The 15,109-nt window shown below is 74.6% G+C and carries 13 protein-coding genes; 8 read left to right on the plus strand and 5 right to left on the minus strand.

Annotated features, from left to right (window positions below; translation table 11 throughout):
• The first annotated feature begins 89 nt into the window (after positions 1-89).
• The 3 genes from mobF to D5H75_RS38000 all read left to right on the plus strand — a co-directional run bounded on the left by mobF (position 90) and on the right by D5H75_RS38000 (position 4,986).
• Complete coding sequence (gene mobF / locus D5H75_RS37990; protein ID WP_119931469.1) at positions 90-3,680, plus strand: MobF family relaxase; 3,591 nt, start codon at positions 90-92, stop codon at positions 3,678-3,680.
• A 490-nt stretch (positions 3,681-4,170) separates the two neighbouring features.
• Positions 4,171-4,737 (plus strand): DUF6247 family protein, encoded by a 567-nt coding sequence (locus D5H75_RS43820; RefSeq protein ID WP_242454755.1) that lies wholly within the window; start codon positions 4,171-4,173, stop codon positions 4,735-4,737.
• The gene (locus tag D5H75_RS38000; protein ID WP_202638919.1) at positions 4,738-4,986 is read left to right on the plus strand and encodes a hypothetical protein; all 249 of its coding nucleotides are present in this window, start codon (positions 4,738-4,740) and stop codon (positions 4,984-4,986) included. It begins immediately after the preceding gene.
• Between the two features lie 142 nt (positions 4,987-5,128).
• Here the strand turns inward: D5H75_RS38000 and D5H75_RS38005 are convergent, their stop codons facing one another.
• Both D5H75_RS38005 and hppD read right to left on the minus strand, forming a co-directional pair.
• Complete coding sequence (locus tag D5H75_RS38005; protein ID WP_119931470.1) at positions 5,129-6,238, minus strand: alpha-hydroxy acid oxidase; 1,110 nt, start codon at positions 6,236-6,238, stop codon at positions 5,129-5,131.
• Between the two features lie 167 nt (positions 6,239-6,405).
• Complete coding sequence (gene hppD, locus D5H75_RS38015; protein ID WP_119931480.1) at positions 6,406-7,485, minus strand: 4-hydroxyphenylpyruvate dioxygenase; 1,080 nt, start codon at positions 7,483-7,485, stop codon at positions 6,406-6,408.
• Between the two features lie 173 nt (positions 7,486-7,658).
• Here hppD and D5H75_RS42385 point away from each other — a divergent pair, with 173 nt between their 5' ends.
• Positions 7,659-8,006, plus strand: a complete 348-nt coding sequence (locus D5H75_RS42385; protein ID WP_202638921.1) for a TraR/DksA family transcriptional regulator — start codon at positions 7,659-7,661, stop codon at positions 8,004-8,006.
• Between the two features lie 327 nt (positions 8,007-8,333).
• On the opposite strand, the gene D5H75_RS42390 is transcribed toward D5H75_RS42385, so the two are convergent.
• Positions 8,334-9,362: a hypothetical protein gene (locus D5H75_RS42390; RefSeq protein WP_206781981.1), complete on the minus strand. Its 1,029-nt coding sequence runs from the start codon at positions 9,360-9,362 to the stop codon at positions 8,334-8,336.
• A 164-nt stretch (positions 9,363-9,526) separates the two neighbouring features.
• Between D5H75_RS42390 and D5H75_RS38030 the strand changes: the two genes are divergently transcribed.
• Both D5H75_RS38030 and D5H75_RS38035 read left to right on the plus strand, forming a co-directional pair.
• Positions 9,527-9,778 carry a DUF7455 domain-containing protein gene (locus D5H75_RS38030; protein ID WP_242454756.1) on the plus strand — a complete coding sequence of 84 codons (252 nt, stop codon included), beginning with the start codon at positions 9,527-9,529 and terminating at the stop codon, positions 9,776-9,778.
• 398 nt (positions 9,779-10,176) lie between these two features.
• Complete coding sequence (locus D5H75_RS38035; protein ID WP_119931471.1) at positions 10,177-11,271, plus strand: DsbA family protein; 1,095 nt, start codon at positions 10,177-10,179, stop codon at positions 11,269-11,271.
• A gap of 109 nt (positions 11,272-11,380) precedes the next feature.
• Here D5H75_RS38035 and D5H75_RS38040 read toward each other — a convergent pair whose 3' ends face one another.
• Positions 11,381-11,872 carry a hypothetical protein gene (locus D5H75_RS38040; RefSeq protein ID WP_119931472.1) on the minus strand — a complete coding sequence of 164 codons (492 nt, stop codon included), beginning with the start codon at positions 11,870-11,872 and terminating at the stop codon, positions 11,381-11,383.
• A gap of 2 nt (positions 11,873-11,874) precedes the next feature.
• On the minus strand, positions 11,875-12,168 hold the full coding sequence (locus D5H75_RS42395; RefSeq protein WP_202638923.1) for an ATP-dependent Clp protease adaptor ClpS: 294 nt from the start codon (positions 12,166-12,168) through the stop codon (positions 11,875-11,877).
• Positions 12,169-12,306: 138 nt separating this feature from the next.
• Here D5H75_RS42395 and D5H75_RS38050 point away from each other — a divergent pair, with 138 nt between their 5' ends.
• Entirely contained in the window at positions 12,307-13,845 is a 1,539-nt protein-coding gene (locus D5H75_RS38050; protein WP_147425427.1) for an MFS transporter, read from the plus strand.
• Positions 13,846-13,915: 70 nt separating this feature from the next.
• Positions 13,916-14,902 carry a hypothetical protein gene (locus D5H75_RS38055; RefSeq protein WP_119931475.1) on the plus strand — a complete coding sequence of 329 codons (987 nt, stop codon included), beginning with the start codon at positions 13,916-13,918 and terminating at the stop codon, positions 14,900-14,902.
• Positions 14,903-15,109: the final 207 nt, after the last annotated feature.

Here is a 15,109-nt window from a genome sequence, read left to right on the forward strand (position 1 = left end):
CCCCTTCCGCGCCGCCGTACAGCGGCCACGTTCCCCCGCGACAACGGGCGCCGAGCGCGCCCGCCACCGCAGGCGGAAGGAGACTGGCCATGATGAGCGCCGGCGTGATCAAGTCGAGCGAGTCGGCGCCGCGGGCGCGCTACTACACCCAGGAGTACGCCGGCCGCGCGGCCGAGACCGCCGAGTACTACCTCGACGGCGGCGCCGAGCACGCGCGCTGGCACGGCGACGGCGCGGAAGAACTCGGCCTGGAAGGGACGGTCACCGAAGAGCAGCTGCTCGCCGTCCTGCAGGGCCGCGACCCCGGCACCGGCCAGTCCCTGTTCGACCCGACCGGCAACCAGCTCGCCGGCATCGCCCGCCGGCTGGGCATCGACCGGGATCTGGGCGCCGACGACATCGCCGCCCTCCGCCGCGGGGAACACCCGCAGACCGGTCGGCCCCTGGAAGGCGCGCTCGCGCAGTACGTGGCCGGTCTGATGACCGGGCGCGGCGGCCCGGCGCGGACGGTCGGCGCCGTGGACCTGACCTTCTCCGCGCCCAAATCGGTGTCGCTCATGGTCGCGACCGGTCACCCCCAGATCCGGCAGGTCGCCCTGGACGCCCACGAGCGCGCCGTGGAGAAGGCGCTGACGTTCCTGCGCGACCACGTCCTGGCGGTCCGCCGCGGCCACGAGGGCGGCGAGATCCAGCGCGCCCACCGCATGACCGCCGCCCTGGTCACCCAGCTCGCCTCACGGCTGCACGACCCCCAGCTGCACACCCACACCATCCTCAGTACGGCGGCCGCCGGCGAGGACGGCCGCGTCTCGGCGATCGCCACCGGGCTGGTGATGGCCGCCAGCAAGGTGATCGGCAGCGTCTACCAGCAGCAGCTGCGCCACGAGCTCACCGCAGGCCTCGGGGTGGCCTGGGAGGTGCAGGACAACGGCCTGGGCGAGATCGCCGGAGTGCCGCGCGACCTGCTGGCCCTGTTCAGCAAGCGCTCCCGGCAGATCGCCGAGTCCCTGCACGACATCCAGCGCGCCGAGGACCTGCTGATGCGCGAGGTGGAACTGCGCCGCGACCAGTTCGCCCGCGCCCGCCTGCGCGTCCGGCTCGCCCCCGAGACCGCCACGGACCTGGACCGCGACCGCGCCAGGAAGCTCGACAAGTACGAGGCGGTGCTGCGCGAGCGCGCCACCTGCACCGGCGCCCCCGCCGGCCGCCGCGACCTGGTCGCCTACCTGAGCCGATCCCGCAAGGACGAACCCAGCGAACGGGAGCTGCGCCAGGCGTGGGAGAAGGAGTTCGCCGGCACCGGCCACCGCTGGCAGACCCTGCTGCGCGCCGCCCAGCGAACCCGCGCCCAGCAGCTCCGCGACGAGGAGGAGACGTTCGAGCAGCGGCTCGCCGCGGCGCTGACCCGCCAGCAGTCGGTGTTCGGCCGCAAGGAGGCCCTGATCGCCGGCGCCCGCGTCGCCGACCCCGCCTGGGACTCCGACACCGTGATCGCCCGCGTGGACGCCTGGCTGGCCCGCGAGGCCGTACAGCTGCGCGAGGACCGCGCCCAGTTCGGCGCCTGGGCCGTCGGCGGCGGCGCCCGCTGGACCACCGAGGAGGTCCTGGCCCAGGAACGCGCCATGAAGGCCACCGCGCAGCGGATGCTCGACCGCGACGACGTGGCCGTACTCCCGCTGGAGGAGACCGCGGCCAAGGCGCGCGAGTTCACCCTCGACCCCGAGCAGGAGGAACTGCTGGCCGCGCTCTGCCTCAGCGGCTCACAGCTGGTCATGGCCCGCGGCATCGCCGGATCCGGCAAGACCCACGTGCTGGGCGCCGCCGCCGAACTGCTGCGCGCCCAGGGCCACCAGGTGGTGGGCCTGGCCACCGCCGCCGCCACGGCCCAGCGCCTGGCCTCGGAGTCCGGCTTCGACCGGGCCTCCTCCATCGACCGGTTCCTGACCCTGGCCGCCGCCGGCCGATGGGAGCGCGGCGCCTCCCCCCACCTGCTGGCCGACCGGCAGATCCTGCTCACCGAACGGCGTCGCATCCTGCGCGAGTACGGCGCCCGCCTGGCCGCCGTGGCCGAGGGCGACGAGCAGGCCGAAGAACAGATCCTCACCGAACAGGACACCGCGATGGCCGACTGGCAGGCCCGCTGGGACGCCTGGCTGGAAGCCGCCGAGGCCGAGACACTGCGCCGCGAGCGGGCCGCCGCCGACATCGAACTGGACCGCCAGGCCCTGGACCAGACGGAGGAGGAACTGGACCGGCGCCGCGCCGAGACCGAGGCGATGCCCGACGGCCCGGAGCGGGACCAGGCCCGGCGCGACCTGCAGGCGCGGCGGCGGCAGCTACACCTGGCCCGCCAGGCCTGGTCCGACCGCGTCGAGGAGTACCGGCGCGACCTGTCGCCCACCGTCGAACTCCCCGACGACGACCGCGTCGTGCTCGTCGTGGACGAGGCCGGCATGGTCGAGCAGAACCACTACCACGAGCTGCTGGCGCTGGCCGACGAGCGCGGCTGGAAGATCGCCTTCGTCGGCGACGACCGCCAGCTACAGGAGGTCAACCGCGGCGGCGCCTTCCGCATGCTGGCCGAACTGGGCGGCTCGGTGGAGATGACCGAGTCCCGCCGCTCCCGCCACGCCTGGGAACGGGCCGCCCAGCGCCGCTGGTGGGCCAGCCAGGACCCCGGCACCCTGCGCGAGGTCGCCGCCGAGTACGCCGAGCGGGGCCGGGTCACCTGGGTGGACCGGCAGCGGGTCAACACCGCCATCGCCGCCGGAGCCATGGAGCCGGACGAGGTCGACGACGTGGTGCGCGAGACCGCCCGGCAGATCATGGCCGGCAAGTGGCTGGCCGACTTCGACGACGGCCGCGAGGCGATCATGATGGCGATGCGCCGCGACGACGTGCGCGCGCTCAACCACCACGTCCAGCAGGCGATGGCCCGCCGCGGGATCATCGACCCGGCGGCCGGCTCGGTCACCGCCAGGGAACTGCGGAACGGCCGTGCGGCGGGGGAGTACCACCTGCACGCCGGTGACCGCATCGCCATCATGAGCAACGTGCCGGGCACCCCGGTCAAGAACGGCATGTCCGGGACCGTCACCGAACTGCTCGACGACGGCGGCATCCGCGCCGAGCTGCCGACCGGCCCCGACGGCCGCACCCGCGTCCACACCCTGCCGCGCGACCTGCTGGAGTCCGGCCACGTGGCCCTGGGGTACGCGGTCACCGCCCACAAGGCCCAGGGCGTGTCGGTCGAGCGCGGCTACCTGCTGGGCGAGTCCCGGATGAGCCGCGAGCAGCTGTACCCCGGCCTGACCCGAGGCAAGGATCACAACGAGGTGATCTGGATGGTGGAGGAGGACACCGCCGCCGAACCCCTGGACCAGCTCGCCGGCGCCATGACCCGCAGCACGCGCAAGCTCGCCGCCCTGGAGGTCATGCGCGCCCAGATCACCCCCGCGGACGTCGCCGCGGAACGGCGCGCCTGGGCCGCCCGCGGCATCGACCTGACGGACGAGGAGGCCCGCAAGGCCGTCGAGGAGCGCAACCGCCGCCACTGGCTGGCAGACCAGACCGCCGCCTGCCGCCGCGACACCCGCCAAGACCACGCCGCCGACCGCCTCCGCACCACAACCCACACCGCGGCCCACACCCACGCCCACACCCGCACCCACGAACACTGACCTCACCCGGCATAGCCACCCCCGGCCACCATGGCTGTGCGAGTACGGCATGAAGCCTTCCACCAGAACCCCCAAGGCGGCGCGTCCGCCAGGCCGCAAAGCGAGATAATCGCGCCAGACGCCGATCTACCGAAGCCAAGAGCCACAAGTGCCCGAAATGCCGGAATCCGCGAAAGTGCTCAAAACCGGGACCCCCGCCACCAAAACATGCAGGTCGGTCAGTCTGCTCCCCGCGCACGCGGGGATGATCCCTGGAGTCCCCACGGGGGGCCTGGTTCCAGGAGCTGCTCCCCGCGTATGCGGGGATGGTCCCAGACCGCCTGCACCGACCGCGGTGAGCTGGCCATGCTCCCCGCGGATGCGAGGAGGGGCGTGCTTTTCCCTTCGAAGCTCTGAGGGCCATTCCCTCGCAGAAGGAGAAGGCCCCGTGGGAAGCAGATTCCGGCGCCATCTGCGGATCCTCGTGGTCGCTGAAGGTAGTCTGCTCTTTATGAGCGTGCAGCCGATCGTCGGGCCGGACCCGGACGACCCGGTGGAGATCCTGCGGGCGCTGCCTCCACAGCACCGTCAGCAATTCCTTGGCGACTATACGGCGGCCGCACGCGAGGCTCTGTCTGTGGAGGGCTACCGGCGGCTCCGCGAGGTGCTGCAGCGATGGGGGCTGCGGGCGGCCGGCGCTAGCTCCGGGCAGGAAGAAGTTGCGGATGCGCCACGGCGCGCGCCCGAGGAGCCCGGCGCGGCCCCCCGCGCGTACCCCGAGAAGTCGTTGCGCGCGATTCGGGCGGCGCTGGTCACTGACGAGGACCGGGCCGGCTTCGACGACGGTCTGCGACAGGTCCTGAGCGAGGTGCGCGGCAGCCTTGACCTGTCCGGCCTGCAGGAGTTCGTCCACACCTGGTGGCTGATCGCCTGCGACTCCGTGCGCGACCCCGGCGGACGCGCCGAGGTGTACCGGCGGGCGGCCCATGCGCAGCAACTCGCCGCAGCAGGACGGCCGCTGCCCGCGGGGGAGAAGACATGGCGGCAGTTGCTCGCCGAGCGCGGAGTCGCCGGATAGGTGTACGAGGTCACTCCTCCGGATCCCGTCGCTGCCGACCAGATCGCCGCCCTGCCACCGGAAGCCCTCCCGTACCTCGCCGAGGCCCTCGCGCTTTTGGAGATCTCGCCGTGGACGGGCCGTTCTTCCAGCCCGGACAATCCCGGGGGCAACCTGCGCACCCTGACCTTCGGCGGGCGAGGTCTCCTCACGTACCTCGTCCTGGAGGAGCAGCGCGAAGTCTACGTGGTCCGCGCGCAATGGCTATGAATCACCAGGACGGTGAGGCCATCACGCTGCACGTAGGCCGACTTCTCCCGCGCAAGCGGGGGTGGCCCCTAGTGAGGCAGTCCTCGGTGCGCGGGGCATGCTGTTCCGCGCACCGAGGGTGAGCCGTGTCCGGTGTGGGGGCTCAGGCTGTCCGGGGTGGGCTGGGAGGTGCGCCGGGGTGAGGGTGGATGTGGAGGGTGCGGGCCGCTGAGGGGGTGGGGCAGCCGGTGAGGGCGAGGGCCTCGGCCAGTTCGGTTTGGAGTAGGGACAGGGTGTGGGCGGCGCCTTGGGTGCCTTGGAGGGCCAGGCCCCATAGGAGGGGGCGGCCGATCAGGACGCCGTCGGCGCCGAGGGCGGCGGCGCGCAGGATGTCGGTGCCGGTGCGGATTCCGCTGTCGAGGAGGATCTGGCACCGGCCGTTGACCGCGTCGGCGATGGGCGGGAGGAGCTCGGCGCTGGCGGGCGCGCCGTCCAGCTGGCGGCCGCCGTGGTTGGACACGACGATCGCCTCGATGCCGCGGGAGGCGGCGCGCTGGGCGTCGCGAGGGTCGCACACGCCCTTGAGGATCAGCGGCAGCGTGGTGTGTTCGCGCAGCCAGTCCAGGTCCGGCCAGCCCAGGGCGGGGTCGAACGCCTGCCGGGTGTGGTCGGCGACCGCCGAGGCGCCGGGTCTGCGCCGGTGCGCGGCGGTACCGCCGCCGCCCAGGTTGGCGGCGGTGACCCCGCCGGGGAGGGCGAACCCGTTACGGGCGTCGCGGCGGCGCCGTCCCATGACCGGGACGTCCACGGTCAGCATCAGCGCCCGGTAGCCGGCATCCTCGGCCCGCCGTACCAGCTCCAGCACCAGGCCCCGGTCGCGCAGCCAGTAGAGCTGGAACCACAGGTCGCCGCCGACAGTGGCGATCTCCTCCAGCGGAGTGCTGCTCAGGGTGCTGACGGTGTACGGCACGCCGTGCTGCCGGGCCGCCCGGGCCATGGCCCTCTCTCCGCCGGGGTGGACCAGCTTCTGGTACGCCATGGGCGCGACGGCCAGCGGCATCGCGGCGGGCTGGCCCAGCAGGGTGGCCGCCGTGGACCAGCCGGCCAGGCCGGTCAGCACCCGCGGGGCCAGCCGGACGGCGTCGAGCGCGGCCCGGTTGGCGGCCAGGGTCAGCTCGTCGCCGGCGCCGCCGCCGATGAAGTCCCGCACGCCCGGGTCCAGCCGGGCGCGTGCCTCGCGCTCGACGTCCTCGACGCAGACCAGAGCCCGCATGTCCACAGCCTCGTGCGTGTCCCGAGCCTTATGCGTGTCCCGAGCCTTATGCGTGTCCCGAGCCTTATGCGTGTCCCGAGCCTTATGCGTGCCCCGAGCCTCATGCGTGCCCCGAGCCTCATGCGTGTCTGCGGCCGCCTGCCTGTCGGCGGCGTCGTGGCCGCCCATCAGGCCGCGTCCTTGGCGCGCTGCAGCTCCACGGCCTCGTACAGCGCCCTGATGTTGCCGCTGCCGAAGGTCCGCGCGCCCATCCGCTCGATCACCTCCATGAAGAGCGTCTTGCGGGGGTGGACCGAGCGGGTGAAGAGCTGGAACAGCTGCCCGTCGTGGTCCTGGTCCACCAGCACGTTGGTCTCGCGCAGTTCGGCGACCGTGTGCCGGACCGGCTCCAGCCGCCCGGCCAGCAGCGTGTAGTAGGAATCCGGGGCGTCCAGGAAGTCCACGCCGCGGCGGGTCATCGCCCGGACGGCGGTGACGATGTCGTCGGTGGCCAGCGCGATGTGCTGGACACCGGCGCCGCCGTGACCGCGCAGAAACGAGTCGATCTGGCCGGGCTCGCGGGAGATGTCCGGTTCGATCAGCGTCAGGGTCAGGCCGCCACCCGGGCTCTGCACGACCTTGGAGTCCATGGCCTGGCGGCCGACGACGATCCGCTCCTCGAAGACAACGTCGAAGTCGAGCACGCGCCGGTAGAAGTCCGTGGTCGCCTCCAGCCGTCCTGGCTCCAGGCACACCGCGAAGTGGTCCACCGCGCGCAGGCCCGGGTCCGGCCCGGCCGCCGGCGCGGCGGCCACCGGGGTCAGCCCCGGCAGGGCGCGCTCGTCGACCCCGGCCGCGCGCTCGATGAAGGTGTGGCGCACGTCGCCGAACCCGAGGATGGCCGCGGTGACGACGCCCTCGGCCCGGGCCGGGGGCGACAGGACGACGGCGCCACGCCGTTCGGCTTCACGCACCGCCTGCTCGGCGTCCCGCGCACGCAGGGCGATGTCGCAGACCCCGTCGCCGTGGGCGCGCACGTAGGAGGCTGGTGCCGACCCGCTGCGCAGGGACTGCCTGAAGACCATCCGGATGTCGCCGGCGCCCACCGCGATCGCGCGGGCGCTGCGGTGGCGGGGAGACCGGGCGTAGGGCGTCAGGCCGTACCCGTTGACGAACGCGCGCGCCGCCTGCCGGGCGTCGCTGACCGCGAACCCGACATGGTCGAGCGTCAGCCCGGCGAAGGGCGACACGCCCCCTGACTCGGTCATGTGCATGGTGGGGATTCCTCGCTTCACTACATCGAGCGCACGGCACGCTCGCGGACGATCACCAGCGTCCCCGGCCCGCCTGTGGCGGCAACCGTCGCGACGGCGGCCTCGCCGTCGCCTCTTCGTGGGGCGGTGGGTTGCCGATGGGCGGGGTTCGCTGACGGTGCGAGCGCATGGATACGAACCAGGCCCGTGGGGCCTTGCTGAAACTGCGCGCCCAGGCCCTTGAGCAGGCGGCGCGTCTCGATGCGGAGGCGTCTGCGCTGCGCGACGCCATCCGCACGGGGGAGGAGCGTGTGCGCGGCATCGACGACCCGGCGACGGCGACCGGCGCGGTGGCCGACACCGACCGCATCTCCTCGGTGATGAAGGAGAAGGTGGCCGCCATCGACGCGGCGCTGGCGCGCATCGACGCCGGCACCTACGGTCTGTGCGTGGTCTGCGGGAAGCCGATCCCCGAGGCCCGGCTGGAGTTCCGCCCGATGGCGGCCGACCACGTCGAATGCGCCTCGCGCGCCTGACCGCCGGACGGCCGCGCGCCGGCCCCGGCCGCCTGCGGCGCGGCCCGGCGGCCGGTCACCGATGAGAATCCGCGCGTCGCCGCCTCCGGCGACGCGCCTCCCGCCGCACGCGCGCGGCGCTTCCGCCGTGCGCACCATGCGCCTTCGGCCGGGCGCACCATGTGCCTTCGGCCGTACGCGCGATGCTTCTGTCGCCGTGAGCGCGCGGCGGTCACCCGGCCGCCGCGTCACCACCCATGCCCCGGTCCCGGCCCCCGCGCGGCCGGACCGGGCATCCCGGCGTCTGTGGCCGCGCGGGCGGGGCCGGGCGGCGGGGGCGCGCGCCGGTCAGGGGCCGGCGTCGTCGCCGTCGGGGGCGCGCTTGGGGCCGGAGAGCATCTCCAGCTGGGCGGTGGTGATGTCGCCGATGCGGGTGGGGATCCAGGCGTGGCTGTCCTTGTCCAGGGCGGCGGCGAAGTCGGCCAGCACGCGGGCCAGGCGGCTCCACCCGCCTCCGGTGGGGCTGAGGGCGCGGTGCCGGCGGGTGAGTTCGGCGCACAGCGCGGGCTGGGCCCAGGTCATCTTGGCCAGCTGCTCCTCGAACTCCTGGGCGGGTGGCGGCTCGTCCGCCAGGGACCAGCCGGCGAGGCGGCTGGCGGCGTGGGCGGCGTCGTCGATCGCGTGCTGGAAGACGTCCCAGGCGGCCAGGAGCATGGCCATCAGCTCGGGCTGGCGGGGCGCGACGCGGGGCAGGCCGGCCAGGTTGCCGGTGCGGGCGAAGACCCACACCACCCCCAGGTGTTCCGACGACAGCCGAAGATCGGTCTTGTGGTACTTGCGTTCCAGGAACCGCTCCACGAAGGCTTCGTCGACCCGGCGGGTACGGCGGTGCTCGCGCAGGCCCCGCAGCGACCGGCTGATGTCGCGCGTGTCGGCCCGGCCGCGGCTGAACCCGGCCGGTAAGGCCGAGCGGTCGGTGACGGCGCCGAAATGGTGCACGGCCAGCGTTCCCAGTTCGCAGATCATGTCCTTGACCGTCTCGGTGGACGTTCCCGCGGCCTCGGCGGTGGCGGTGAGCGAGACGTCGTCCACCAGGGAGTCGGCGACCAGCAGCAGTTCCCGCGCGTCCCAGCGCCGCTCCTGGCTCCCGGAGGGCGCCTGGACGGCCGCGGCGAGCTGCCGGCGCAGGGCCGGGTCCTCCTCGAACCCGCACACGGTGAAGCCGGAACCGGGCACGCGGACCTGGACGTGCGGGGTTTCGTCGGGGGCCGGGGGGAGCGTGGCCACGATGGCCCGCAGCGCGGCGCCCAGCAGGGGCGCGTGGTCCTCGCAGGGGCCGCCGGACCGCGTGTCGCCAGGGCAGAGGGGGCACGCCACAGGGAAACCTCCCATGATCGAGTTCGATGAGGATATCCCGGCTTGGTCCACGGTTGCCCGGCTTGGGGTTGCTCGCACGGTCTGTGACGCCGTGCGGGGCCGCGAGCCGGAGACGTCCTCCGGCCCGCGGGTCCCGCCCCCAACGAGATGGATCGGGAGATCGCATGCCCACGGTCGTGTCCGCGCCGGCGCCGTCCGGCCAGGCCGAGTTCGAGCCCTCCCCGCTGCACCGCTGCGACCGGTGCGGCGCCCAGGCGTTCATGCGCGCCGTCAACGCCGGAGGCCAGGACCTGTTGTTCTGCGGTCACCACGGCCGCCGGCACCAGCCGGCGCTGGCCGCCAGCGGCTGGAGCGTCACGGATCGCACTGATGCGATCAACAAGACGGCGGGCGCCTCGACCGCGTTCGGCGCCTGACCGCCGCCGCCTCTCACCCCGCCTCCCCGCGGCGCCGGCCGCCCGGATGCCCACCGGCAGGACCCTGACCCCTTCGGGGCCGGGGTCCTGTGCTCGCCCGTGCGCGTGTGCACGCCGTGCCCGGTGGCCGCCCGTGGCCTGTGCTCGCCGTGCCGTGCGTGCCGTGGTCGTGTGCTCCGCCGTGCCGTGCTTGCTCCGCCGTGTCATGTGTGCTCCGCCGTGTCGTGTGTGCTCCGCCGTGTCATGTGTGCCCCGCCGTGTCGTGTCTGCCGCGCCGTGCCGTGTGTGCCGCGCCGTGCGCGTGTGCTCGCCGTTCCGGGTGCCCGCGGCGGCCCTGTGGTGGGGCGTGCGGAGGGCCGGACGGTGCGGGCGAAGCCCGACCAAGAAAAGGGAGAACGATGCCCACCCTCACCCGCGGCACACCCGTCTGGGTCGTCGCCGCCCGGTTCATCGTGGCCGGCGAGCTGGCGCTGAGCGCCCTCGCGCGGATCGGCGCCGGGCCGGAGCACACCGGCGCCTGGCTCGCCTACGGGGTCCTGCCCGACGCGGCGGCCCGCTCGATCAGCCACGCCCTGCCCTTCGCGGGCCTGGCCCTGGCGTTCCTGCTGGCCCGCGGCGCCGCCGTACGGCTGTGCGCCTGGGCTGCGGCCGCCGTCGCGGCGGTGGCGCTGGCGATGGCGACGCACTTCGCGATCTCCGGCGCCGAGCAGGACCTGTGGCTCGCCGGTGTGCGCCTGACCACCGGCGGAGCGGGCGACGCCCTGCTGATCGCCGGCTACGCGGCGCTGCTGAGCGGCTGCCTGATCGTGGCCCTGCGGCCCTCCCCGGCCGTCCCCGCCGCCGCCCAGGCCGGCCCCGACGGGCCCCGGGGCGACCGGTCCGGCCGGCCGGCCTGGGCCACGCTGGCCGGGGCCGCCCTGCTGGGCATGGTCGTGCAGCCCGCCGCCCACGCCCATTTCGCCGCGCGGCCACCCGGCACGGCCCCCGGCGGGGGAGTGCGGATCGGCCCGGACGGCGCCGGGCCGCTGGTCGAGGTCTACACCGACTACCAGTCGCCGCAGTCCCGCCGGTTCGAGGCGGCCGCCGGGCGGAACCTGCGGGCCATGGCCGCGCAGGGCCGGATCCGGCTGCGGCTGGTGGACCTCGCCCTCAACGGCGGGGCCTCGGCCGAGGCGGCGCTGGCCGCGTCCTGCGCCCTGAAGACGGGCGGCCCGCCGGCCTACCTGGCCGCACGGGACGCGCTGCTGGCCGCCGAGCTGCGCAACACCGACCCGGCCGGAGCGCGCACCGCGATCACCGCTGCGGTGAGCCCGCCGCGCGGCTGGTCGGCGTGCGTGCGCCGCCGCGGCTACCTGCCCGCCGTGGAGGACGCCACCCGGCGCGCGTTCCGCTCCGGAGTCCGCGACGTGCCCGCCGTACGCGTCAACGGGACGAGGTCGCGGGCCATGACCTGGGCGACGCTGCGGGCGGAGATCGCCGCCGCGCGGCCCTGACCCGGCCAGATGAGACCAACCCCCTGAAAGGCTCAGGGGGTTGGTGCGTTGCCGGTTCCGCGGCGCCGCCCGCGGACCGGGCCAGGGCCGGGGCCGGGGGCGGAGTGCGCTAGACGAGCGCGGCGAGCAGCTCGCAGGCGACATGCGCCGCGACCACGGCCTCGTCGCTCAGCTCGGGCTCCTCACCCGGCGGGGTGGGGACGGCGTCCCGGGCCGCCCGGTAGAGGCCGTGGCACCATTCGGCCAGCAGCTCGGCGTCGCGCGGGTCCAGGGTGAACTCGCGGGCCTGGCTGATGTACCGCTCGGCGTCACCGCCGCGCAGCGGCGCCTCCCAGGCGCTGGTCACCCGCCGCGCCGTCCGCCGCGCGTCCGCCTGGCGTTCCTGGACCGTCCGGGCGATGGCGCCCTTGCGCTCGTCGAGCTCCCAGTGGAGCAGGGGGTCGCTCTCCTCCTCGCCGCCGGCCGTCACGACCGGGGCGGGGGCCGGCCTGAGGGCCTCCTGGGCCGAGGCCTTGTGGCAGAGGAAGGCGGCCACGACCCCGGTGATGCGCACCAGCACGGCGCCGTCGGGGGATCGGCGCGCCTCGAAGACGAGTTCCATGCTCAGCCCGCCTTCTCGACCTTGGCGCGCAGGTGCGCGGCCAGCAGCTGGGCGGCGATGTCGTCGGCCTCGGCCCGGGGGCCGGAGAAGACCACGGCCTGCCCGGTCGTGTGCACCTCCAGCATCAGCGCCTCGGCCTGGTCGGCGGTCACCTTGAGGATCTTCTGGAACACCAGGACGACGTAGTTCATCGGGGTGACGTCGTCGTTGAGGACGATCACGCTCCACGGCGGTTCGGTCCGCGGCCGCTCCAGGACCGCGGTTCCCGTCCCGCGGTCGAGTGTCTGGTCAGGCATCGCGCCTCCCTGATTAGGTTTCCGGCCGGCACCGTGGCCGCTCACGCCCACAGCCCAACCGCCGGGCCACGGCGCGGGCGGCCGCCGTACGGCGGGGCGAGGGCTGCGGGCCCCAGGGGCGGGCGGACGGTGCGCCTCATGCGCACAACCGCTGGACATTCCACGACGATGGCGGCGGGCAGCGGGGGCCACCGGCTCACGCTGCCCGTCCTGTGCCTGAGCGTCATCATCATCGGGCTCGACAACACCGCGCTCAACGTCGCGCTGCCCACGATGGCGCGCGACCTGAACGCCGGTTCCCAGCAGCTCCAATGGATCATCGACGCCTACACGCTGCTGTTCGCCGGCCTGCTGCTGGCCGCCGGCACGCTCGGCGACCGGGTCGGCCGCAAGAAGACCCTCGCGCTCGGCCTGGTCGTCTTCGCGATCTCCTCGGCCGCGGGCGCGGCCGCCTCCGGGCCGCGGGAACTCATCGCCGCCCGCGCGGTGATGGGCGTCGGAGCGGCGCTGATCATGCCGACGACCCTGTCGATCCTGATGCACACCTACCGCGACAAGCGGGCCCGGGCCAAGGCCGTGGGCGTCTGGTCGGCCTGCACCGGGCTGAGCGTCGCCCTCGGGCCCACGCTGGGCGGATGGCTGCTGGAGCACTTCTCCTGGGGGTCGGTGCTGCTGATCAACGTGCCGATCGCGGTCCTGGCGCTGGCGGCCGGGCACGTCCTGGTCCCCGAGTCGAAGGACCCCAGCCCGAACCGGCTGGACCTCATCGGCGCCGCGCTGTCGGTGTGCGGCCTGATGACGGTGGTGTGGACGATCATCGAGGCGCCCGAGGCCGGATGGCTGAGCGCGCGGACCCTGTTCGCGGGCGGCGCCGGGGTGACGTTGCTGGCCGTGTTCGTGCTCTGGCTGCGCGCCGCCCCCGCGCCGCTGCTGGACGTGTCGGTGTTCGCCAAGGCCCGCTTCTCGGCCGCCGCGATCTGCATCTCACTGGCCTTTCTGGCCCTGTTCGGGTCGCTGTTCGTCATCTCCCTGTACCTGCAGGGCGTCCTGGGCTACGACGCTCTGGAGTCGGGGGTGCGGCTCCTGCCGCTGGCCGCCGGCATGGCCGCCGGCTCGGCCGCGGCCACCGCGCTCGGCGCCCGGCTGGGAGAGAAGATCCCCGCGCTCCTGGGCACCGCGGCCATGCTGGCGGCGTTCCTCACGCTGGCCACCACCACCACCTCCTCCGGGTACGGCAGGCTCGCCGTGGCGCTGGTCCTCGGCGGCGTGGGCATGGCCATGGCCCAGCAGACCACCACCGAGGCCGTCATGGGCGCGCTGCCCCTGCACCGCGCCGGCGTCGGCTCGGCCGTCAACGACACCACCCGCCAGGTGGGCGGCACCCTGGGCATCGCCGTCTTCGGCAGCCTGTTGCACACCGTCTACTCCGACCACATGACGCCGCACCTGGGCCATCTCCCCCCGGCCGCAGCGCGGGCGGCGCAGGACACAGTGATCGGCGCGGACGCGGCCGCCCGCGCGCTCGGCGGGCCCGCGGGGCGGCACCTGTCCGAGCAGGCCTCGCACGCGTTCGTCCAGGCCCTGCAGACCACCGGCTTCCTGGCGGCGGTGATCGCGGTCATCGCGGGCGTGGTCGTGGCCGGCTGGCTCCCCGCCCACGAGGAGGACCACGCCTGAGCGGCACCCGCCGCCCCCCGCCGGACCCCGGGGGGCGGCGGGTGCCCGCACCCGAAGGGGGACCCACCCGATGACGTTCCGCCTCCGGCGGCTCCGCCCCGCCGCCCTCACCGCCGCCGCCCTCACCCTCACCCTCACCGTCGCCCGGGCCGCGCCCGCAGCGGCGGCGACGTGCACCACCGCCCAGCACTGCTACGGCCTCGCCCTCATGGGCGGGCGGCAGATCACCGGCATCCGCGCCGACCTCGGCGTCGTCGCCCTCCGCAGCCCCGATCCGGCCATCCGGATGACCACCGCCGAGATGTGGCTGGTGTTCGGCTCCGCCGCCGCCGGCGGCTGGGTCGAGCTCGGCCAGATCCACGGCGTGTGGTGCTGGGCCCGCCGCCACTGGTTCTCCGCCGCCGCCATCTCCGACGGGTTCCGGCTGCACTGCCACGAGCCCACCTTCGACTCCTCCGACAAGACCGGCATCCGGATCGAGCGCGGCTCCGCTGGCAAGTGGAACACCTACATCGGCGGGGCGTGGACCGGCACCACCTACACCAACGGCCTGGCCGCCGGGGCGGAGGCGCACGCCGGGTCGGAGACCACCCCCATGCAGACCCAGGTGAACATGGCCGCGGGCTCCCTGGGGTACCGCACCACCGCCGGGGCGTGGGTGACCGGCTGGGACGGCGCGGTCCTGCGGTCTGGCCCGCCGTACGCGACGTCGTGGATCACACAGCCGCGGTCCGTCCTGGTCAAGGCCCCCGCCACCGCCGCCAGCGGAACAGCGTCCACAGCGGCGGGGGCGGAGCGGCCGTGGCGCGGACCGGTGGACCCCGTCGCGGAAGCGTCCCGGCTGGCTCGCCTCGCCGGCCGCGACCTCGGCCCGGCCGTCACCACCGTCGCAGGGGTGCCACGGCGGGCCGCCACCGCCGCGCTCGGCGGCGACACGGTGGCGGACGACCGGCCGGTGACGGTGGTGCAGGCCCGCGGCCGGTTCGGCGGCGCGGACGGCGGCCGGGTGTTCCCCCCCGCCGGACCGGGACTGCCGCCCCGGCCGGGCGGGCGCTGACGCTGGTGATGGACGCGGCCACGGGCGACCCGCTGGACGCGTACCTGACGGACCGGCCGCCCGCCCTGACCGGTCTGGGCCAGGTGGAGAGCAACGCCCCGTCCTGACCGGGGTGGCGTAGCGCCGCCGGGGCCCGGCTCGCCTCGCCTAGGGCGTGTTTTGTGGTTCTTGGTTGAGCCACATGATCAGGCTGGCGATGGTGATGGC

The organism is Bailinhaonella thermotolerans, from assembly GCF_003594875.1.
GTDB classification, from domain to species: domain Bacteria; phylum Actinomycetota; class Actinomycetes; order Streptosporangiales; family Streptosporangiaceae; genus Bailinhaonella; species Bailinhaonella thermotolerans.

Coding starts and splice junctions, on each gene's coding strand:
- hppD (WP_119931480.1), bottom strand. CDS start 7,485: ATGACCGAGTCAGGGGGCGTGTCGCCCTTCGCCGGGCTGACGCTCGAC.
- D5H75_RS38005 (WP_119931470.1), bottom strand. CDS start 6,238: ATGCGGGCTCTGGTCTGCGTCGAGGACGTCGAGCGCGAGGCACGCGCC.
- D5H75_RS38050 (WP_147425427.1), top strand. CDS start 12,307: ATGCGCACAACCGCTGGACATTCCACGACGATGGCGGCGGGCAGCGGG.
- D5H75_RS43820 (WP_242454755.1), top strand. CDS start 4,171: ATGAGCGTGCAGCCGATCGTCGGGCCGGACCCGGACGACCCGGTGGAG.
- D5H75_RS38035 (WP_119931471.1), top strand. CDS start 10,177: ATGCCCACCCTCACCCGCGGCACACCCGTCTGGGTCGTCGCCGCCCGG.
- D5H75_RS42385 (WP_202638921.1), top strand. CDS start 7,659: ATGGATACGAACCAGGCCCGTGGGGCCTTGCTGAAACTGCGCGCCCAG.
- D5H75_RS38030 (WP_242454756.1), top strand. CDS start 9,527: ATGCCCACGGTCGTGTCCGCGCCGGCGCCGTCCGGCCAGGCCGAGTTC.
- D5H75_RS38040 (WP_119931472.1), bottom strand. CDS start 11,872: ATGGAACTCGTCTTCGAGGCGCGCCGATCCCCCGACGGCGCCGTGCTG.
- D5H75_RS38055 (WP_119931475.1), top strand. CDS start 13,916: ATGACGTTCCGCCTCCGGCGGCTCCGCCCCGCCGCCCTCACCGCCGCC.
- D5H75_RS42395 (WP_202638923.1), bottom strand. CDS start 12,168: ATGCCTGACCAGACACTCGACCGCGGGACGGGAACCGCGGTCCTGGAG.
- mobF (WP_119931469.1), top strand. CDS start 90: ATGATGAGCGCCGGCGTGATCAAGTCGAGCGAGTCGGCGCCGCGGGCG.